This window comes from Croceitalea sp. P059, assembly GCF_031846365.1.
Taxonomy (GTDB): Bacteria; Bacteroidota; Bacteroidia; order Flavobacteriales; family Flavobacteriaceae; genus Croceitalea; species Croceitalea vernalis.
Genome location: NZ_JAVRHW010000003.1, coordinates 266115 through 287206 on the forward strand (window position 1 = coordinate 266115; position 21092 = coordinate 287206).

The 21092-nt window shown below is 35.0% G+C and carries 16 protein-coding genes; 5 read left to right on the plus strand and 11 right to left on the minus strand.

Features of this window, described 5'->3' with window-relative positions:
• The first annotated feature begins 4 nt into the window (after nucleotides 1–4).
• Nucleotides 5–541 carry a DinB family protein gene (locus RM542_RS11355; RefSeq protein WP_311385866.1) on the plus strand — a complete coding sequence of 179 codons (537 nt, stop codon included), beginning with the start codon at nucleotides 5–7 and terminating at the stop codon, nucleotides 539–541.
• On the plus strand, nucleotides 531–2006 hold the full coding sequence (locus RM542_RS11360; RefSeq protein WP_311385867.1) for a pyridoxal-dependent decarboxylase: 1476 nt from the start codon (nucleotides 531–533) through the stop codon (nucleotides 2004–2006). The genes RM542_RS11355 and RM542_RS11360 overlap by 11 nt, the downstream gene beginning before the upstream one ends.
• 84 nt (nucleotides 2007–2090) lie before the next feature.
• Here RM542_RS11360 and secDF read toward each other — a convergent pair whose 3' ends face one another.
• The 3 genes from secDF to mdh form a co-directional block, all read right to left on the minus strand.
• Nucleotides 2091–5060, minus strand: a complete 2970-nt coding sequence (secDF, locus tag RM542_RS11365; RefSeq protein ID WP_311385868.1) for a protein translocase subunit SecDF — start codon at nucleotides 5058–5060, stop codon at nucleotides 2091–2093.
• Between the two features lie 159 nt (nucleotides 5061–5219).
• Nucleotides 5220–5855: a hypothetical protein gene (locus RM542_RS11370; protein WP_311385869.1), complete on the minus strand. Its 636-nt coding sequence runs from the start codon at nucleotides 5853–5855 to the stop codon at nucleotides 5220–5222.
• A 90-nt stretch (nucleotides 5856–5945) separates the two neighbouring features.
• Nucleotides 5946–6872 (minus strand): malate dehydrogenase, encoded by a 927-nt coding sequence (mdh, locus tag RM542_RS11375; RefSeq protein ID WP_311385870.1) that lies wholly within the window; start codon nucleotides 6870–6872, stop codon nucleotides 5946–5948.
• 236 nt (nucleotides 6873–7108) lie between these two features.
• Here mdh and RM542_RS11380 point away from each other — a divergent pair, with 236 nt between their 5' ends.
• Nucleotides 7109–7483, plus strand: a complete 375-nt coding sequence (locus tag RM542_RS11380) for a lipocalin family protein (protein WP_311385871.1) — start codon at nucleotides 7109–7111, stop codon at nucleotides 7481–7483.
• A 77-nt stretch (nucleotides 7484–7560) separates the two neighbouring features.
• On the opposite strand, the gene RM542_RS11385 is transcribed toward RM542_RS11380, so the two are convergent.
• From RM542_RS11385 to asnB, 3 genes are all read right to left on the minus strand, one after another.
• Entirely contained in the window at nucleotides 7561–8571 is a 1011-nt protein-coding gene (locus tag RM542_RS11385) for a DUF6588 family protein (RefSeq protein WP_311385872.1), read from the minus strand.
• Nucleotides 8572–8655: 84 nt separating this feature from the next.
• The gene (gene gyrB / locus RM542_RS11390; protein ID WP_311385873.1) at nucleotides 8656–10596 is read right to left on the minus strand and encodes a DNA topoisomerase (ATP-hydrolyzing) subunit B; all 1941 of its coding nucleotides are present in this window, start codon (nucleotides 10594–10596) and stop codon (nucleotides 8656–8658) included.
• A gap of 330 nt (nucleotides 10597–10926) precedes the next feature.
• Entirely contained in the window at nucleotides 10927–12597 is a 1671-nt protein-coding gene (gene asnB, locus RM542_RS11395) for an asparagine synthase B (RefSeq protein ID WP_311385874.1), read from the minus strand.
• Nucleotides 12598–12838: 241 nt separating this feature from the next.
• Between asnB and RM542_RS11400 the strand changes: the two genes are divergently transcribed.
• Nucleotides 12839–13378: a DUF2911 domain-containing protein gene (locus RM542_RS11400; protein ID WP_311385875.1), complete on the plus strand. Its 540-nt coding sequence runs from the start codon at nucleotides 12839–12841 to the stop codon at nucleotides 13376–13378.
• Between the two features lie 84 nt (nucleotides 13379–13462).
• Here the strand turns inward: RM542_RS11400 and RM542_RS11405 are convergent, their stop codons facing one another.
• Genes RM542_RS11405 through RM542_RS11415 form a run of 3 tightly spaced genes read right to left on the minus strand, consistent with a single transcriptional unit; the run spans nucleotide 13463 to nucleotide 17571 of the window.
• On the minus strand, nucleotides 13463–15292 hold the full coding sequence (locus RM542_RS11405) for a DUF885 domain-containing protein (protein ID WP_311385876.1): 1830 nt from the start codon (nucleotides 15290–15292) through the stop codon (nucleotides 13463–13465).
• 49 nt (nucleotides 15293–15341) lie between these two features.
• Entirely contained in the window at nucleotides 15342–16424 is a 1083-nt protein-coding gene (locus RM542_RS11410) for an OmpA family protein (RefSeq protein ID WP_311385877.1), read from the minus strand.
• Nucleotides 16425–16479: 55 nt separating this feature from the next.
• Nucleotides 16480–17571: an OmpA family protein gene (locus RM542_RS11415; RefSeq protein WP_311385878.1), complete on the minus strand. Its 1092-nt coding sequence runs from the start codon at nucleotides 17569–17571 to the stop codon at nucleotides 16480–16482.
• Nucleotides 17572–17720: 149 nt separating this feature from the next.
• On the opposite strand from RM542_RS11415, the gene RM542_RS11420 reads away from it, so the two are divergent.
• Nucleotides 17721–18140 (plus strand): carboxypeptidase-like regulatory domain-containing protein, encoded by a 420-nt coding sequence (locus RM542_RS11420; RefSeq protein WP_311385879.1) that lies wholly within the window; start codon nucleotides 17721–17723, stop codon nucleotides 18138–18140.
• 3 nt (nucleotides 18141–18143) lie between these two features.
• On the opposite strand, the gene RM542_RS11425 is transcribed toward RM542_RS11420, so the two are convergent.
• Together RM542_RS11425 and RM542_RS11430 are read right to left on the minus strand one after the other, a co-directional pair.
• Complete coding sequence (locus RM542_RS11425; protein ID WP_311385880.1) at nucleotides 18144–19220, minus strand: OmpA family protein; 1077 nt, start codon at nucleotides 19218–19220, stop codon at nucleotides 18144–18146.
• 123 nt (nucleotides 19221–19343) lie between these two features.
• On the minus strand, nucleotides 19344–21092 hold the full coding sequence (locus RM542_RS11430) for a TonB-dependent receptor (RefSeq protein ID WP_311385881.1): 1749 nt from the start codon (nucleotides 21090–21092) through the stop codon (nucleotides 19344–19346).

Consider the following 21092-nt stretch of genomic DNA (forward strand, 5'->3'; position numbering starts at 1 on the left):
AAATATGGTAAAAAATCAAATCAAAAAATTGATTATTGATAATCACAGGTTATTTATAAATAAAATAAAAGCCCTTTCTGATGAGGATTTTTTGAAGGTAGCCAATGGAAAATGGACTGCAGGTCAGCAACTGGATCATATTTTAAAATCTGTAAATGTAGTTAGGGCGGCATTTGAGGTTCCAAAGTATGTTTTAAAAGAGAAATTTGGTCTTTCCGTAAAATCAAGCAGAAGTTATGAACGTATTGTACGTGATTATTTAATCACCCTTAAGCAAAATCCGAATTATAAACTTGAAAAAAGGTTTTCTCCTGAAAAAATTAGCCTCGAAATAAAAATTGACAAACTTGAAGAATTAGAGAACAAGGTTCAGAACCTCTTTAAAGGTATCGAAAATTATTCTGAAGTTGAGTTAGATTTATATATGCTACCACATCCTGTTATGGGTAAATTCACTCTAAGAGAAATACTACATTTTACAGCTTATCATGTTCAGCATCACGACCAACAAATTTTACAAAACTTGAAGCATGGAGATTAAAACTGACTCTAAAGAAGAAACCTTAGACTTTAACAAGGCAATTTTTAAAAAACTTTTGGAACAAACAACCGAATTAATACTAAACCAATTCCAAGGCTTGGATAAATCAAAAGGATATCATGATTTTCCACAGCAAGAAGTTGAAGATTGGTTTGTTGAAAGTCTTCCAAAAAAAGGAATGGATATTTCATTATTATTAGATGATGTAGCCAAAAAAGTATTACGAACGGCAACTGGAAATCTTGGACCACATATGTATGCCTACGTTATGTCTGGCGGAAACCAAGTTTCCATATTAGCGGAACAACTAGCTACTACAATTAATCAAAATCAAACTAAATGGCATCTGGGGCCGGCAATGAACGAAATCGAAAAAAGAGTCATTGCCTGGACAGCTGAACTACTAAAATTTCCTGAAGATTCAGGCGGCGTTTTGGTGAGTGGAGGTTCTGCGGCAAATCTTACAGGTTTAACTGTCGGTCGAAATATATTTTTTGAAAAAGAGGGTATTAGAAAAAAGGGGGTCTTTGGTCAAAAACCTTTTATCGTTTATGCTTCGGAAGAGGTTCATAGTTGCATAGATAAGAGCGTTGAACTCTTAGGTATAGGTAGTAATCATTTGCGGAAAATTAAAACTAATTCTGAATTTCAGATTGATTTAACTGCTTTAAAAAATCAAATTGAAGAAGATATTAGCGCTGGTTATCAACCATTCTGTATCGTCGGGAATGCTGGCACAGTAAATACAGGTGCTATTGATGATTTGAATGCGTTGGCAGACATTGCTGAATCCTATGAACTTTGGTACCATATTGACGGAGCATACGGCGCACTCGCAGGTATTTTAGATAGCCTTAAAAAAGAATATCTAGGTTTGGATCGAGCCGATTCTATCGCCTTAGATTTTCATAAATGGCTTTATCAACCGTTTGAGGCTGGCTGTACTATTGTTCGAAATTGGAATAACCTTAAACGAACCTATTACAAACCAGCACCATATTTAGATACAGAACTTTCTAATGATGGAAAAAGATTAGAATTTAATGAACATTACTTTCAATTATCACGTAATGCAAAAGCATTTAAAGTTTGGATGACAATAAAAGCTTATGGGATGGAAAGGATTAAGGCGATGATTCAAAAAGATATTGATTTGACCAATTATCTAAATGAACAAATTAAAAAGTCCGATGATTTTGAGTTAGTTGCAGATTCAAAACTTGCAGTGTCTTGTTTTAGGTTCAAAGGCAATATGACTAATCCAAGTGAGATTATCGATTTTAATCAAAGACTCATGCCTGAACTTGAAAAAGATGGTAGGGTATTTATTATGGGTACAAAATTAAAAGGACAATACGCGATTAGAGCATGTTTTATTAACCATAGAAAAACAAGAGAAACTACTGATTACTTGTTAGATGTAATTAGAGACGTCGCCAAAACTTATTCATCTCTTAACTCTTGAGAATAAAGTAACATTTAGCTCAATGTAGTGATAAAAAAAGCCATTCATTGCTGAATGGCTCTTCTATTGAGTTAGTTAGTTATCTTATTCCTGACCTGAAGAAATTTTCTTCTTTAAGGCATCAAACATAATTGGAGTCGCGATAAATACAGATGAGTAAGTACCAACTATTACACCTACTATCATAGCGAACATGAATCCTCGTAGTGATTCACCGCCAAAAATAAATATCGCTAAGAGTACAATTAATGTAGTTAAAGACGTATTCAAAGTACGACTCAAAGTACTATTTAAAGCTTCATTAATATGATCGCCATTTTTCCAACCTTTTAGGCCTACAACCTCACGAATTCGGTCAAAAACTACAACGGTATCATTCAAAGAATAACCAATTACAGTAAGTATCGCAGCAATGAATGCTTGATCAATCTCCATGTTAAAAGGCATTATTGCACCTGTTAAAGAGAATATACCCAATACAATTAAAACGTCATGAAAGACTGCTGTAACTGCGCCTAGTGAGAATTGCCATCTTCTAAATCTTAGTAAGATGTATAAGAAAACTACTGCAAGTGAGCCTATGATAGCCCAAAAAGCATTCTTTTTAATATCATCTGCGATAGTTGGACCCACCTTAACGGATTGTAAAATACCAATGGATTTTTCAGAAGCACCTACTGTGAAATCATTAAATGAAGTTCCATCAGGTAAATATTTTTGCAATGATGTATATAATTTATCTTGAATCTCCGCATCAACTTCTATACCTTCTACATCAACCTTGTAAGGTGTTGTAACTTTAATCTGGTTAGATTCTCCAAAAGTCTTCACATTGGTTCCACTTCCAAAAACAACGTTTAAATCTGAAGCTATTTCAGAAGGATTCACCGGTTGGTCAAATCTAATTTGATATGAACGACCGCCCACAAAATCTACACCTTGTTGCAGTCCTGTTGTAAATAATGAGAATACACCAATTCCAACTAGAACTAGCGATATAATATATGCAATCTTTCTTTTGCCCAGGAAATTGATATTCATATTTTTAAACAAGCCTTTAGTCATGCTTGTGGAAAACTGAAGATCTCTGCCTTTCTTAGATATATACCAATCCACTAATAATCTCGTAATAAAGATTGCAGTAAATAATGAAGTTACAATACCTATTAATAAGGTTGTTGCGAATCCTTTAATTGGACCAGATCCAAAAATGAATAATATAACCGCAGTTAAACCTGTAGTTATGTTGGCATCAAGAATGGATGACAAAGCATTACTAAAACCATCGGCAACAGCTTGGGCTTTGCCCTTACCTCTTTCTAATTCTTCTTTAATACGTTCAAAAATAAGTACGTTCGCATCAACCGACATACCTATAGTTAAAACGATACCTGCTATACCTGGTAATGTTAATACAGCACCTAGACTAGTTAATACTCCAAAAATTAATACGATGTTGAAAACTAGAGCAATGTCAGCAAAAATACCTGCCTTACCATAGTAAAAAATCATCCATAGCAATACGAAAGCCATTGCTATCATAAAGGACATGAAACCACTATCAATTGCTTCTTGACCTAATGACGGTCCAACGACTTCAGATTGAATAATTTCAGCAGATGCTGGCAGTTTACCAGCCCGAAGAACGTTTGCAATATCTTTAGTCTCAACTAAAGTAAAGTCTCCCGTTATTTCAGAACGTCCACCAGAAATTGCACCTCTTGAAACTCCTGGGGCCGTATAAACTTTTTCATCAAGAACAACCGCTATACCAGTTTGGTTTTTGAATACCTCACCTGTTACATCTTCCCATTCTTTAGCACCACGAGTATTCATAACCATGGTAACTTTTGGTTTGTTTGAATAAGGATCAATTTCAGAGGCCGCATCAATTATTACGTCACCACTCATAGCTGGCACCTTGTCACGATTAGATTTCAATGCGAATAATCCAACCAATTCAGATTCACTATCACGACTTAATCTTTCCCATGCAAATTTTACAAACTGCACATCTGCGGGTAAAAGTCTTCTTATTTCAGGCATTCTAAGATATGACCCAACCTCAGCCGTATCAGCAATAGCTACTTGAGCGATTGCATTGTTACCAGCTGGTAATAATTTACTTAAAAGAGGGTTAGACTCTGCCGTTAAATCCAAAGAATCTTGTGCCACATCTGACAATAAAGAATCAATTTCAGATTCGGCAGATGCAAGTGTATCTTTTACTTCTTCTTTAGGTTCTAAAATATCGCGCAAACGTTCATTAGCACTAAAGATGAACTGTGAAATTCCTGGGCTATTTTGAGGATAAGTCTCCCAGAACTCCAATTGTGCTGTACTAGATAATAACTCTTGAGCTCTTGCAATATCTCTTGCTCCCGGTAACTCAACCAGTATACGACCAGAATTACCTTCTCGTTGAATATTAGGCTGAGTAACCCCGAAACCATCAATACGTTCACGTAGTACCTCAAAAGCAGATTCTATAGATTCATCAATCTTTGTTCTTATGATAGGTTTCACCTCATCATTAGACATCTGAAAGTTGATGACATCACTAAGTGTTTTATTCGCAAAAATATCAGGAGAACCTAATTTAGTATCCCCTTTAATATTATCAAAAGCTTCAAAAAATAATTCAAGATAAGTATCATCACTATTCCTAGAAGCCATGTCTGCATCAGCCAGTGCTTTATTAAAAATTGGGTTTCTTGTATTATCAGCTAAACCTTTAAGTATGTCTTTAACTGAAATTTGAAGAGTAACATTGATACCTCCTTTAAGGTCAAGTCCCTTGTTCAATTCCCATTTTTTAGCATCATCATAGCTCGTATAGCCCAATATTGGATCACTCCCGATTGAATCTAAATATGACGTTTCTAAATCTTCTCGCTTGGTTACATAATCATCTTCAGCTTCCGAGATTTGGCTAATGGCAAATTTTTCCGCATCACTTTCTGACTTCCCTGCTATAAACGTGAAGGAAAGTTGATAGATGCTTACCAAACCAAAAAGGAATGCAAAAAGCTTTATAAGTCCTTTATTTTGCATTTTATTATTAATTTAAGTTTAAAATATTCTATAGCTATACTAACTACAAAACATCTTTTATTTTTAATTATATTGATTAATATTATTTATTTACGCTAAGTGTTTTAATTCTTAAACTATAACTTTTATGAAAGGGCATTGGTAATTAGTAGAAGATTATTAACAAACACTTTGGCAATTCCATAATATACATGGACCTGCCCTTACTTGTGGAATAGTATGTGAGGTATTCGTTATTGCAATTACAATATCTCTATTTATTTTATAAGCAATAGCTACAATAGCATCTTGCTCTAAACTTATTTTATCATCAAAATGTAAGACAACCGGGTTGGAAAATCTATTGTACTCCTGCTTTAATTCAAAGGCCAGTTTCCCATTTTTATGAAACCCATCATTAGTTTGTTGCTGAAGGTCAGAAACTACTAGACTACAATTCTCAGGAAAATCATTTTCTGAATCGTCTAAAGGCAGTTTATCTGCATCCGTGTAAGTAAGTAATAACTCGGGGTTTTTAGAAAGGAATTCTTTAACGCTTATGGCATCAATATCACTATAGTAACGGATACTTAATTGTGCATCATCATCTTCTATTATTTCAATATCAGTAATGCCTAGGTCTTGTAACTTTTGGGTAATGGTTACCAAGACCTCATCATAAGAAGATTCTAAAGTTGTTTCCTCATCAGTAAATTGTATTACAATTTGCTGATTAGCAACCTTAGTTTGTCCCTGATTTAGCCCTATTAAGGCTATAATAATAACTAAAGTACTCACGTACCATTTTGAATTCATAGCGGCAAATATAAAAAGAAAGAAAGAAAACCCTTGTAATTACATTACAAAGGTTCTTTTCTTAATTTTTTAATAGGTGATATTAAGCTCCTATAGTTCTAAAAGACCATTAGTAGCAGTAACGCCTTTAGCACTCTCTTGCATTTTAGCTTTTTCAGCGTCGCTCAAATCAATATCTACAATCTTTTCGATACCTCCTTTACCAAGAACAACAGGCACACCAATACAAATATCATTTAATCCATATTCCCCTTCTAAATAAGTTGAACATGGGAATATTTTCTTTTGGTCACAAGCTATTGCTTGAACAAGGCCTGAAACTGCTGCACCTGGAGCATACCATGCACTGGTACCTAATAACTTTGTCAGTGTAGCCCCACCCACTTTCGTATCTTCAACAACTTGCTGCATGCGATCTTCACTTAAAAACTCAGAGACCTTAACACTATTTCTTGCTGCATGACCAATTAATGGCACCATACCCTTATCACTATGTCCTCCAATTACCATACCATCCACATCTGAGATAGGAGCCCCTAAGGCTTCTGCCAAACGATACTTAAAACGTGCGCTATCTAATGCTCCACCCATGCCAATGATTTTATGCTTTGGCAAGTTGGTTGTTTTGTGTACTAAATAAGTCATGGTATCCATAGGATTACTCACCACAATAAGAATAGCATTGGGCGAATGCTCCAATAAACTTTTTGAAACCGTTTTAACAATACCTGCATTGATACCTATAAGCTCTTCACGAGTCATACCTGGCTTACGTGGAATACCTGATGTAATTACAGCAATATCACTATTAGCTGTTTTAGTATAATCGCTGGTGCTACCAGTGATCTTAGTATCAAAGCCGTTCAATGAAGCTGTTTGCATTAAATCCATTGCTTTACCTTCAGCATATCCTTCTTTAATATCTAACAACACAACTTCAGAAGCAAAATTTTTGATGGCAATATACTCAGCACAGCTTGCCCCAACTGCTCCAGCTCCTACTACGGTTACTTTCATATTATAGTGTTTTTGAATTTTTATAATGACTGCAAAAATAGCAAATTTTTAACCTTTTATTTTACAAAAAAAATCATAATTCAGAGAGAATTAGTTAGATAAAAAAGTTGTCAAATGTTAAAAAAATGTGGTGTTCAACGAAGAAATCGACATAAAACTGCAATACGTCGAATTTTTACAATACTCGATTCATAAATCTCGTTAGCCTAATCCCAAACCTTACGAATTACCTACTTATGAAAAAGTTCTTTTCATTATTGGCTATTATTACCCTAATTTCTGTGAGTAACTGTACTCGGTTACCTGAGAACGATGATCCAGTATTAGGAATATGGTCAAAAACCGAGATTAGCGCCGTTGAAGATAGAATGAGTTCTTCTATTGAAAAAGAAGAATGGATTTTTAACGATGCTTATTTAGGAAGATATCACCAGTACTCTCAAGAAACTCTTACATTTTCTACAGATTTCAAATGGACCGTTGACAATGGCGTTTACTCCATTGTTTATGGAGAGGAATCTATTGAAGACACTACAGTTATTATAAATATGGATGATGATCCTGAACAGTTAGAGTTTGCCGATGGTGGTATTTTCGCACTAAGAGAATAACATTTCCCTATATGAAAATAAAAAGCCTTGCTACATATTAAGCAAGGCTTTTTTTATTTAAAAAAATTCGTTTCTTTTTATCTAAAACCGAAACTGATACCTGCTGTTAGTGTACTAAACTCAGCGATATTATAATCTACATTTATTCTAAAAAAGCCTAGTTTAATTTTAGTACCAACATTTGCGGTAACTCCACTCACATCATTGGTTATAGAAAAAGGGTCGTTATAAACAATTGGTACGCCTGACACTGTTGCAACTTCGTATCGTCCTAATAAATCTGTCTCAGATTTACCCACGATATAGCCTAATCCTCCATAAAAATTTATTACAGGAATTTTTCTTGTAGATACTACTGCACTAAAATTCCAAGTAGTAATATTTGCATCAATTCGTTGGTTCTCACCAGCAATTGCCCCTGTTTCAGTAAAATCATATTCACCATTTAAATTAGTGTACCCTATTACAGCTGAAATAGCTACAGGCAATAATTTATCAGCTGGCAACATTTTAGTGAAATCATACTGCAATCCAGCTCCAAATAAACCAATTTGAACATCGTCAGTATCGATTTTAGGTAAAAACCTAGCTTTTACTTCTAATCCCTTTATCAAACCAACACTACCTTGAATATAGCCTGTGGGTACAAAACTAATATCATCACCAATTCCTTTAGGTAACTCAAATTGCTCGTTCACCACTTGACCTTCAATAGTCGCATTTACATTCACAATTATACCATCAATATCACCAAGTGCAGTTGATACTTGTCTTGAGGCACTCCCATCATCAAATGTTAGGTTTTCGTAATCTGCAGTATTTAAAATAAATGTCTTCTTGTCATTTTTGTTTTTGAACCCTGTAATATTACCAACAAGTGAAATTTCAAAGCCACCTAAAGGCTTTGCATCTGCTGAATTATACCATCCATTAGAAACACTATAAATGCCTGCTTCAGTTACTGGTGCCAAATAACTATTTGCAAAACGTTCTGCATCATTTAAACCGGCAACTAAAAGATCATTCAAGTTTTGTGCGTTCGTTACAAAAGAACATAACAAAAACGCAATACCTATTTTAATTTTCATTTTGTACTAATTTTCTTTAAAACTAAAAAACTCGCCCTGTAGGAGCGAGTTTTTGTTGTGAAATTAGTGTTATGTATGCTGAACCTACACGTCAATGTTGGCATAGATAGCGTTCTTCTCAATAAATTCTCTTCTGGGTGGTACTTCATCACCCATTAACATAGAGAATATTCGGTCAGTTTCAGTGGCGTTATCAATAGTTACCTGTCTTAAAGTTCTAAACTCTGGGTTCATTGTAGTGTCCCACAATTGTTCAGCATTCATTTCACCAAGACCCTTGTAACGTTGAATACCTGCTGCGCCTCCCATAGATTCAACAATATCATCTCGTTCTTTATCATCCCAAGCATAGCGCTTTTTAGCACCTTTCTTTACTAAATAAAGCGGCGGAGTTGCTATATAAACGTGTCCTCCTTCAATTAATTCACGCATATATCTAAAGAAGAAAGTCAGAATTAAAGTTTCAATGTGGCTACCATCAACATCGGCATCACACATGATTACTACTTTATGGTAGCGCAGTTTTTCTAGATTCAATGCCTTACTATCCTCTTCGGTACCTATGGTTACCCCTAATGCGGTATATATATTTTTAATTTCTTCATTTTCAAAAACTTTATGTTGCATGGCTTTTTCAACATTAAGAATCTTACCTCTCAAGGGCAAAATCGCTTGAAACATTCTGTCACGACCCTGCTTTGCTGTACCACCCGCAGAATCACCCTCTACTAAGAACACCTCACATTTTGTTGCGTCTTGCTCAGAACAGTCGGATAATTTTCCAGGTAATCCACCGACACTCATCGGATTCTTACGCTGGACCATTTCACGAGCTTTCGCCGCAGCATGACGTGCTTGAGCCGCCAGTTTAACTTTTTCTACAATTTGTTTAGCATCATCAGGATGCTCTTCTAAATAATCAGTAAGCATTTCTGAAACTGCCTGACTTACTGCACTCGTAGCTTCTCTGTTACCCAATTTAGTTTTAGTCTGCCCTTCAAACTGTGGTTCAGCAACTTTAACAGAAACAATAGCTGTTAATCCTTCACGGAAATCATCACCTGAAATCTCAAACTTTAACTTATCAAGCATACCAGAGTTATCTGCATACTTTTTTAAAGTACCTGTAAGTCCTCTTCTAAAACCTGATAAATGTGTACCCCCTTCGTGGGTATTAATATTATTTACGTAGGAATGCAGGTTTTCAGAATATCCAGTATTGTATATCATAGCAACCTCAACGGGAATTCCGTTCTTCTCTCCTTCCATGGAGATGACCGTTTGAATTAGCGGGTCCCTTGTTCCATCTAAGAAACGTATAAATTCTTTTAAACCTTCATCCGAATGAAAGGTCTCTGATATGAATTCACCTTTTTCATCTTTATTTCTCTTATCAGTTAAGGTGATGGTAATACCCTTATTTAAATAAGAAAGCTCACGCATTCTATTGGCCAGAGTATCATAATTATATTCTGTGGTTTGAGTAAAAATGGTGTCATCCGGAGTAAAGGTTACAACGGTACCTGTTTCTTTACTCTCTCCAACACTTTTTACTGGATATTGCGTCTTTCCTCTTTCATATTCTTGCTCCCATACTTTACCCTCTCTGAAAACCGTAGCTTTTAAATGACTAGAAAGTGCATTTACACAAGAAACTCCAACACCATGTAAACCACCCGAAACTTTATAAGAATCTTTATCAAATTTACCACCAGCACCAATCTTCGTCATTACTACTTCAAGAGCAGAAACACCTTCTTTTTGGTGAAGACCAACCGGTATACCACGACCGTTATCTTTTGTCGTAATAGAGTTGTCTTCATTAATAGTAACATCAATGGTATCGCAATAACCACCCATAGCCTCATCGATAGAATTATCGACAACTTCATATACCAAATGATGCAATCCTCTCGTACCTACATCACCAATATACATGGAAGGACGCATGCGCACGTGTTCCATACCCTCAAGGGCTTGAATACTATCGGCAGAATATTGATTTTTCTTTGCTTCTTCGCTCATAATTAAACTGAATTATTTTGAAAATTTCAAATCTTACAAATATAACCAATCCCTAATGAAATTAAGGGTTTCAGGCGCTTCATCAATCTAAGTTATCAACAAATGATCGTGGAAAATTATCCACCAATTTTTAGGTTCTAAATTGAGCTTTAAAAACTCAGTTATAGGCTAAGAAATATGGGGTGTTTAACTAGAGAAGCACCTTAAAAGGTGCTTCTCACGGACTAATTAAAATGAATAAAAATTTGGATTCAAAACCCAAATACTCTTATTAAACCCTGAGAACTGACTCAGGGTAGGTTTGCTGGCAAGTTTATTTAAACTTAGGCCTTATTTTACATAAGCATCATCATGAACGTTAGCAACTGCTCTACCAGAAGGGTCATTCATGTTCTTAAATGCTTCATCCCATTCTAAAGCGATTTTCGTACTACAAGCCACTGAAGGCTCTTGAGGTACGCTTAAAGCAGCTGCATCTGAAGGAAAATGGTTTTCAAAAATAGAACGGTAATAATATTCTTCTTTCGAAGTTGGGGTCTGAATAGGGAATCTATAATTCGCACTCTTTAACTGTTCGTCCGTTACAGCTTCAGCAACTACCTCTTTCAAAGTATCAATCCAACTATATCCTACACCATCAGAAAACTGTTCTTTTTGCCTCCAAGCAACACTTTCTGGCAAATATGACTCAAAAGCTTTTCGAACAACCCATTTCTCCATTCGCTCCCCATTAATCATCTTGTCTTTTGGGTTAATACGCATAGCAACATCCATAAACTCTTTATCTAAAAATGGAACACGGCCTTCAATACCCCATGCAGCTAAAGATTTATTCGCTCGAAGACAATCATACATATGTAACTTATCTAATTTACGAACTGTTTCTTCATGAAAATCTTTCGGACTTGGCGCCTTATGAAAATACAAGTATCCACCAAAAAGTTCATCGGCACCTTCACCAGATAAGACCATTTTAATACCCATTGACTTAATAACACGAGCCATTAAGTACATGGGTGTGGATGCTCTTATCGTTGTTATATCATAGGTTTCTAAATTATAAATCACATCCTTAATAGCATCTAAACCTTCTTGAATAGTAAACTTAATTTCATGATGGACTGTTCCAATATGGTCTGCTACTTTTTGAGCCGCAGCCAAATCTGGTGAGCCATCTAAGCCAACGGAGAAAGAGTGTAGTTGTGGCCACCAGGCATCTTTTGTATCGCCTGATTCAATTCTTTTTTGAGAATATTTTTTGGCAACAGCAGAAGTCACTGAAGAATCTAATCCACCTGAAAGTAGCACACCGTAAGGTACATCAGACATCAATTGTCTTTTTACAGCCGCTTCCAAAGCATCATGAATTTCATCAATACTAGTTTGGTTCTCTTTAACAGCATCATACTCCATCCAATCTCTTTGGTACCATCGAACAAATTCACCGGTTGAACTATGCAAGTAATGCCCCGGAGGAAATAGTTCAATTTTTGTACAAGTACCTTCCAAAGCTTTTAATTCAGAAGCCACATAAAAGGTACCATTTTGATCCCATCCGATATACAGTGGAATTATACCCATATGGTCACGGGCTATAAAGTATTCATCCTTTTCTGTATCGTAAATAGCAAAACCAAAAATACCATTCAGTTCATCTATAAAATCGACACCTTTTTCTTGATACAATGCTAAAATAACCTCACAATCCGATTGGGTTTTAAATTCGTAGGTCCCATCAAACTGTTGTCTAAGCTCACTATGATTGTATATTTCTCCATTTGCTGCTAGCACTAATTTTCCATTAGCACTAAACAATGGTTGCTTACCCGAAGCAGGGTCAACAATAGCCAATCGTTCGTGAGCTAAAATGGCATTTTTATCGGCAAATATCCCACTCCAATCTGGACCACGATGTCTAACTTTTTTAGACATTTCTAATAATTGTGGTCTAAGTACCTCGGTACTTTCTTTTACATCAAACGCACATACAATTCCGCACATAACTTATCTTTAATAACAATTATGAAACAAAAATCTCATTTTAAATCATATATTAAAAGCTTATATTTATTATTAGTTACATTTTGTTACAAATAGAATATTGATATGATAAAAATGTAATAATTTTCTAAAATATTAATGATTCAAGCATATACATTGAAAGTTGAGCAAATTTTAACGACTCTTTAAAAATGTAGCATACATATACAAGCTACTTTTGAGTTCAACTAAAATTTTAAAAATGAAAAAAGTATTATTACCTGTATTATTTGCATTAGCCTTAGTTTTCACTACCGAGGCGACAGCACAAAAATTTAGCGGATTAGATAAGAGTCCTGCTGATATTGCTTCTTTTCCATCTAGTTATAAAGAGTCTGACAAAGCTGCGCGAGTTATTTATAGCCGACCACAATTAAAAGGTCGTGCTATTGCTGATTTAGCTCCTAATGGAAAAGTTTGGAGAACTGGTGCTAACGAAGCTGCAGAGGTTACCTTTTACAAAGATGTTAACTTTGGCGGTGAAAAAGTAGCTGCTGGTACGTATTCATTATTCACCATACCAGGTGAGGGTGAGTGGACAGTCATTTTAAATACTAATTTAAACCAATGGGGAGCTTACACTTACGATAAAGGAGCTGATGTTGTTCGTGTAACTTCAACTTCATCAACTGACGGAGAATCGGTAGAAGCTTTTTCTATTGCTTTTAAAGAAGTTGATGGTGGAGCACATTTAGTAATGGGCTGGGGAACAACTCGAGTTGCTACTCCTGTAATGTTTTAAGAATCATTCTCTAAAGAATTAAACCCCCAAAGCATTGGCTTTGGGGGTTTTTTATTTTTAATAATATCCTAATCTGAATTAAAATTAGTCGGATTTCTTTTTTGTAGCTATCCATCTATCAATCTTCTCCTCCAACAAAACAAGCGGTAAACTACCGGAATTCAGAATTTGGTCATGAAAATCGCCCACATTAAAATCGTCACCTAAAACTTCTTCCGCTTTATTTCTGAGTTCTCTAATTTTTAATTGGCCTATTTTATAAGATAAGGCCTGCCCAGGTGTTGCCATATACCGTTCAATTTCAGCAGTAATACCTGCTTCAGAATCTGCTTCATTCTCTAAGGAATATTGAATGGCTTGTTCTCTTGTCCAGCCTTTTGCATGAATACCTGTATCAACCACCAATCTAATTGCTCGGTGCATTTCCATGCTCAACATTCCAAAATACTGATATGGGTCTTTATACAAGCCTAGCTCTTTACCCAAAGATTCAGCATAGAGAGCCCAACCTTCAACAAAAACTCCCATACTTTCAGGATGTAAAAACTCCGGTAAATCCGTATTTTCTTGCTGCAAAGACAATTGAAAATGATGCCCTGGTACCGCCTCGTGTAGAAATAAAGCTTCACTAGTCAATATATTAAATTCACTTACAACTGGGATTGGCACATAAAATACTCCTGGTCTGCTAGCATCTTTAGAACCTGGTACATATTCCGCACTAGCAGATGCCTCTCTAAAAGCTTCCGTTCGCCGAACCTCAAAACCCGCATTTGGTCTCAAGTTAAAAACGGAATCTAGCTTGGCATCTATATTTTTTTCTATTGATTTAAAATAAGAGATAACTTCTTGCGGTTCTTGAAAGGGCTTCAATGCATTATTGGAACGAACATGTTCAAAAAATGCTATCAAATCACCATTAAAACCTACCTGGGTCATCGCCACTTCCATTTCACCTCTTATCCTTGAAACTTCACTTTTACCTAACTCATGTATTTCATCGGCAGTCATGTTTGTAGTAGTATGCAATCGTATTAAATAATCATAGGTTTCTATACCATTAACTAAAGCATTAATACCAGAGGTTGTTCTGGCTTTTGGCAAGTATTCTTCTTCTAAAAACGACTTTAAAGCTGTGTACTTAGGTATCACCTTTTCTGAAATAACTTTGCTGTAGGCAGACGAAAGCCTCTGTTTAGTTGCCTCATTAAAATCATTGGGAATATTTACTATGGGTTGGTAAAACAAGTGATCATCAATCGATGTTGAAATAAAATCATCTAATTGCGGAATCATTTTTACCACCAACGCCTTTGGTAAAACAATATCACTTTGAACACCTTCTTTCATTTTATTTATACTAGTATCCAAAAACTCTAAATAATCTTCAATTCGATCTAACCAATCGTCATAGTCTTTTGGAGTTTTAAAAGGGTGCACACTTGCACCACCTGCTAACTGCGCGACATATAAATGCAATGATTGAATTTGACCTAGCGGAAAAAGCTCTAGTGTTGGTAGGTTATAAATAGGAGAAGTAATAATGGTTAAGGGTGTCAATAGCCCTTCTTTTTTAATATCACAATCCCACTCCATTACCCCAAGGGCTATTTTCTGTGTCTCGTTCAAACTACTGGTATCAACTTTTTTAATACGATTCAAAAAGTCGTTATACTGCCGTAACAAATAGGCTTGATAATGATCTGAAATATAATCTGCAATAGTATCATTATATATCGCATAACCTGCTTTAGTAGCTTCAATAGGATTGATTTCAAGCTTAAAAGTTTGGTAATCTGCAAAAAGGGAATCTAAATTTTCAGTTTCGGCAATTTCAGAATTCTTGTTAGAATTTTTACATCCTACTAGACAAACTAAACATATTATAACGGAGGTAATGAAATAACGAATCATACTAAGGCTTTGTCCAAAAATACGGATTTGGTTTGAGCCTTTTTATGCCTTAATGGTCTTCAAATTTTGTAATAACGAATTCAACTCTTCTATTGGCATCACGCTCTTTATCAGAAGTACCTAAGTGCAATGGGGCCTTATCCCCTTTTCCCTCCCAAGTAATGCGTTTTTCGCTGAGACCGAGTTCCTGCAAGTACAGTGCTACAGACCTTGCCCTTCTTGAAGACAAGTATTTATTATAATTCTCAGAACCCAAATCATCAGTGTGCCCATAAATTTCTAGTTGTACTTTTGGGTTTCTACGCAAATGAGCGTATACTTTTTGAACTTCCTTTTTTGCTTTTTCAGTTAGCTTAAAATCATCAAACTCAAACTGTAATTGATTCAGAACAAAAGGCTTGTTGATTTCAAATTTTTGCTTGTTACTAATTGTAAGGGTAACATCATCTATATAGTAGTAAGAAAGGTTCTTTTGATTCGGCTCATTTTTATTCAACCTTATAGTTCTAGAATATCTGTCGTCTTTAAAATTGCCAAAAGTCAAGTATTCCTCATAGCCCTTTGACTGAAATTCAGCTTCTACTAATGACCACTTATCGCTATCAAAAATAGTACCTTTTACTTTTAATTTGATGTATGAAAACTTATTCACTTTAAACCTATCTAAACGCCTTGGAGAGAGATTTTTATTGGTATCAAGATTTAATGGATTTTCAGTTAACAGCACAGAAGCCTCTTGTATGGCCAAGGCAGATATTTCTGCTAAGCTCAAACGTAAAGAGACTTTATAAAATTTACCCTTTTCTAATTTAGAACTTAACTTGAACTGAATGTATTCTCTGTAATCATTAGGACTTAAAAGATATAAACCTGCATATGCATTACCTTCAAAAGCTTCTTGTGAACCATTAAAATTATTGGGAACACTTACATCTTTTGCTCCACATATATTAAAATAATCGGTAGAGCCTTTTGTTGGTGCTTTTAAACTTTTACTATCATTTGAAAGATTCCCTATCATTGTAGGGCATGCATAATATGCTTCAAAACCACCATTGACCGCCAAGTTTTGGGCAGTTAAGGGTAAAATCGAAAAACAAAGAACCAAGACGAAAGATAATCTTTCAGTCATACTTTCAGTTTATCAATGAACCTTTAGTTCATTAATTAGGTTTGGTCAGCGTCTATTATTGGTTGTCAAAATTTGTCATTACAAACTCAACCTGACGCTTTTTAAGTTGGTTTTCTTTTAACTTACCATTTCTGAGAGGCTTGGTTTCACCAACACCTTCCCAAACGATACGATCATCGTTTACTCCTAGTTTTTTTAGATATAAAGCAACAGCTCTTGCTCTTAATGAAGATACAAACTTGTTGTATTCAGGATTTCCCGCCTCATTAGAATGCCCAGTGATTTTCATTTGCACATCAGCATTCTCTTTTAAAAACTTAAAAATCTTTTTAACACTTGCAATCGCTTCGTCGTCTAATTCATAGCCTTTGGGTTCAAATGGCTTACTCTCTAAAACATATATTTTGTCTTTCTCATAATTTACTCGAGGTAATTCTTCTAGCTCTAAATTATCTACATAATAATATGAAAAGTCACTTGGTATTATTGTTTGGTCACTTTTTAATAACTCAGTATCCTCATTGTTTCTGAAGTTGCCAACTATCATATGGTTTTCAAAACCTTTGGCGTCAAACTCTGCTGTTAAAGTAACCCAGCCATCGTTACTCGATAAAGATTTGTCAGCCTTTAATGAAACTTCATAGAATTCAATTCCTTCTTGCAAATCCATTCTAGAACTTGTTAGTGCCGCACTATTTGGCACTCTAATTCTAGCATTAGTTAAAAGGATGGACATATTTTTTAAAGCCAAACTTGAATGTTCAGCTAAACTTACTTGTAATGATATTTTATATGGATGTTTTTCTCTTAAGGTCTTAGCCGTATTCAATTGAATATATTCTCTATAATCATTTAAGGCATAAAAATAAAGACCAATGTAGCCAGCGCCATCACTAGCTGCTTGTTCACCTTTAAAATTAGACGGAACGTTAAAATCGTTTGAGGCGCACTTATTAAAATAATCACCAGAGCTAGAGGTCGGCAAGGAAACATCTTCTAACAAAGCATCAAAATTAGCCATATTGACAGGGCAGTCTTTAAAGCTCTCAAAACTTGGATTCAAAATCAAGTTTTGTGCAAATGTTACACCACTAAAAAATAAAATGAAAATAAAAGAAACGCTAAAGCGAGAGTATAGATTGGTCATAGTATACTGATTTTGGCTCTCGCACTAGTATAAACGACAATCTTTTAGCAATATTGTTTGTTATTTAGCAATTCTAAAAATGACGTTCATCGAAAAGAAATACTAATTCTGGTTAGCTTACGTTACAATAGTCCAAATCTTATATTATAATGCGCATAGTACCTATTGTGCTCATATTATTTATGCTACCGTTTTTGGGCCATGCTCAAAATACGATTACTGGCAAAGTCACTGATGAATTGGGATTACCAATTTATCTTGCTGCCATTTCTATTGATACTTCCAAGGATATTACTTATACAGACTATGATGGCTTATTCTCTCTAACTAGCGATAAAGATTTTCATTGGAAAATTAATATCAAATCAACAGGATATAAAACAGAGTCCTTTTTTGTCTTAAGTGGCGGGAGCACAGAAAGTATTGTGTTAGAATATAATGAGGAAATGAAAAAATTACTAGGAGGTTCAGATGGTTTAGGCTTCAATTACCGAATGAAGCCTTGGTCAAATAAATGGTTGTTTGACAAACCAAAAAGTCAATTCGTTGGTGCATTTAGTTTAAAATAGGAATCACTCTATTTTTAATAAAAATTCTGCACGCCTATTCTTTGCACGTCCAGTTTCTTCAATATTATTTGAAATAGGCTTTGTACTGCCATGACCGAACCAGGAAACTCTTTCTCGACTCACTCCAGCATCAATTAAATATTTAGCAATTGCTTTTGCTCTTTTATTTGAAAGAAGATGGTTATAATATTGAGTACCCTGATTATCAGTATGCCCATGAATTTCAATCATTAGTCTAGGGTTTTCTTTAAGTCTAGACAATATACTAGTTAATTCTACTCGAGCCTCTTGAGTTAAATTAAAGTGGTCAAAATCAAAATGTATATTCTTAAAAGCTATTAAAGAATCGTTTTTTATTTCAGATTCACCGAGTATGATATCGCTATCTGCAGTTAATGAAACCATATCAATATAGTAATACGCCCCCTTCTTGGTTTCTTTTCTTTTAGTTTGCACTTTTCGTGTACCCTTATTATTACGAAGGTTGCCCAGTATAAGATAGCGTTCAAACCCTTTAGCTTTGAAACTTGCTTCAACTTTCAACCAGTCTGTTTTATCTTTATGAAATTTTGGATGATTGACTTCAATTGTCTGAAATTGATTTCTTTCTGTTCTATACAATCGTCCTCTTGAAAGCTCTTTACGCGTTTCAACATCTAATGATTTATAACTCATGACAACCCCAAAATCTTTCACTGCAAAATCAGAACCTTCCGCTAAACTAACGTAGAAACTGATGGTATAGGCCACTCCTTTTCTGAGCATTCCTTTTAAGGGCACTTGAATATATTCTCGATAATCTGCTGGTGCATAAAAATATAAACCAGCATATGCATTTCCGTATTTAGGTTGTTGAACCCCATTAAAATTTTCTGGAGCACCCATTACCTTACTACATGTATTAAAATAATCTGTAGTTCCATTAGTCGGGGTTGACCAATGCTTTACGTCTTCATTAAAAGTACCAAGAGTTTTAGGGCATATTTCATACACCTCAAAACTTGGGTTTTTCACCAAATTCTGACTAAGGCACATGGGTACGTTAACTAGGAATACTATGCTATACAGAACTGCTCTCATGCAGTTGTAAGATAGTAAAAAGAAATACTGGGCTAAAATAAACAGACGCCGATAGTATTCTCAGGGTAACTTCAACTAAACACTAGTTGGACTCAACTTAAGTGCAGAATAATTGGTGTTTCACTAAAAATCAAATTTATAAGAAACCCCTGCCAGTGCTTGAAAACCTTGAACTCTGAAATTATACCAATTCTGATAATTGTTGTTGGCGATGTTTGACAGTTTTGCAAAAACCGATAATTGATCATTAAAACGATAACCCAAATGTGCATTAGCATCAAAAAAGCTATCTAAAGTCACAATTGTCGATGGAAATTCATTTGCCGGAATATTGGCTACTGCTTGCGACTGTAAATCTTGTCTTTCACCAATAAAAAATAAATTCGCCCCTGCAAACCATTGATTCGTAATTTGATAATCCATAAACAAAGACCCTTTTAATTCAGGAAGGTTCCAAGCTGGATTATCAGTCTCTGTACTATAATTGAAATATTCAGCATTTAATCCTAAAGTAAAGTTTCTATTTACATCAACATTCAATTCAGCAAAAACCCCAAGGGTTCTGATATCGTCATAAAAAACTTGAAAAGAGTTACCGTAGTTATAACCCTGATCATCTGTTCTCAAAAGGTTTTGTGGATTTAAAAAGAACAAAGGCCGACGATTTTCTGCCATATATGAGCCCTTTATATTATAGCCAACATTAGAGAATAATTGTCCTTTTAAGCCCAAATACCCATTGTATTGCTGATCGGTTGGTTGAATAAATAAAGTGGGAGAAACGTATGGATTGTCATTAACAAAATCATAATACGAGTTTTGCCTTAAATCACCTTCTATTCCTCCATAGGCAATTACTTGTTCATCAAGTAAGCGATAAGAGGCAGTAACTGCTGGATAAATATAAAAACTACCATTACTTCGTTCAATATCTGAACCATAAACAAAATTAGCACCCAAACTAAGGGTCAACTCATCACGTAAAACCAAGAAACTTGGATTCACTCCAACTTGAAAATGACCATAATCAACACCATTTGTATTTTCTGTACTATTCAAATCTGCGTTGATAAAACTACCACCGAGATAATCAAACTTAGTTTTGATATTTACCAATTCATCTGTAATAGGTAATTCAATTTCAGATTTAAAAACAGCCCTGTTCTCTGCTGATTCTGAAGTATCCCAAAAACGACGAATCAAAATATTTCCATTTTTAAAAAAAGAATCCTCTAAATTTAAATGGCCCTTTACTTGAGCGTTAAAATAATTTTGTCTTTCGTCTATAGCATTAACTTGAGTTTGTGTGAAAGCACCACTCTCTAATCCGTACCAATTATACAATTGATGTTGCAGTCCAATGCTTGCACCCCAATCAAAATCACGGTCTTTTTTAGCATATGAAGCATTCAATTTTGTGTTATAAAAATCTGTCTCTAACGGTGTGCTATTAATATCACCTCTTGAAGAATGATGGGAAAAACCAAAGTCTAACAAATCTTCATCCCTCCCTAATTCTCGACTGGTATAAAAATCGACTAAGGCATTATTAAAATTACCCAAACCAACCGACGCATATGAATTATATAATATTGGAGGTGGTAATTTCTCAACCTTAGCAGCTTTTGCCTTTGCTGGAGTAAACGTAGATGCGACAGGAACCGAGAAAATACTATATTCAATTTTCTTTTTTTGCAATACAATTGAATCATTAAGAACAGGAACCGATTTTATCTTAAAAGCATCTGAAACGGTGGGGGAATAGGGTTTTACAACGGTAACCGTTTCAGTGCCGATATCGTCAGTTTCTTGGGCTGAAACCAACATAAAAAGGCTCAAAAAAAATATGATGAATAAATTTCGTTTTTGCAT

Excerpts from the sequence above, each read along its gene's own strand:
- RM542_RS11405 (WP_311385876.1), bottom strand. The coding sequence starts at position 15,292 with ATGATTCGTTATTTCATTACCTCCGTTATAATATGTTTAGTTTGTCTA.
- RM542_RS11430 (WP_311385881.1), bottom strand. The coding sequence starts at position 21,092 with ATGCAAAAACGAAATTTATTCATCATATTTTTTTTGAGCCTTTTTATG.
- RM542_RS11420 (WP_311385879.1), top strand. The coding sequence starts at position 17,721 with ATGCGCATAGTACCTATTGTGCTCATATTATTTATGCTACCGTTTTTG.
- RM542_RS11360 (WP_311385867.1), top strand. The coding sequence starts at position 531 with ATGGAGATTAAAACTGACTCTAAAGAAGAAACCTTAGACTTTAACAAG.
- gyrB (WP_311385873.1), bottom strand. The coding sequence starts at position 10,596 with ATGAGCGAAGAAGCAAAGAAAAATCAATATTCTGCCGATAGTATTCAA.
- mdh (WP_311385870.1), bottom strand. The coding sequence starts at position 6,872 with ATGAAAGTAACCGTAGTAGGAGCTGGAGCAGTTGGGGCAAGCTGTGCT.
- RM542_RS11385 (WP_311385872.1), bottom strand. The coding sequence starts at position 8,571 with ATGAAAATTAAAATAGGTATTGCGTTTTTGTTATGTTCTTTTGTAACG.
- RM542_RS11415 (WP_311385878.1), bottom strand. The coding sequence starts at position 17,571 with ATGACCAATCTATACTCTCGCTTTAGCGTTTCTTTTATTTTCATTTTA.
- RM542_RS11355 (WP_311385866.1), top strand. The coding sequence starts at position 5 with ATGGTAAAAAATCAAATCAAAAAATTGATTATTGATAATCACAGGTTA.
- RM542_RS11425 (WP_311385880.1), bottom strand. The coding sequence starts at position 19,220 with ATGAGAGCAGTTCTGTATAGCATAGTATTCCTAGTTAACGTACCCATG.
- secDF (WP_311385868.1), bottom strand. The coding sequence starts at position 5,060 with ATGCAAAATAAAGGACTTATAAAGCTTTTTGCATTCCTTTTTGGTTTG.
- RM542_RS11370 (WP_311385869.1), bottom strand. The coding sequence starts at position 5,855 with ATGAATTCAAAATGGTACGTGAGTACTTTAGTTATTATTATAGCCTTA.
- RM542_RS11410 (WP_311385877.1), bottom strand. The coding sequence starts at position 16,424 with ATGACTGAAAGATTATCTTTCGTCTTGGTTCTTTGTTTTTCGATTTTA.
- RM542_RS11380 (WP_311385871.1), top strand. The coding sequence starts at position 7,109 with ATGAAAAAGTTCTTTTCATTATTGGCTATTATTACCCTAATTTCTGTG.
- asnB (WP_311385874.1), bottom strand. The coding sequence starts at position 12,597 with ATGTGCGGAATTGTATGTGCGTTTGATGTAAAAGAAAGTACCGAGGTA.
- RM542_RS11400 (WP_311385875.1), top strand. The coding sequence starts at position 12,839 with ATGAAAAAAGTATTATTACCTGTATTATTTGCATTAGCCTTAGTTTTC.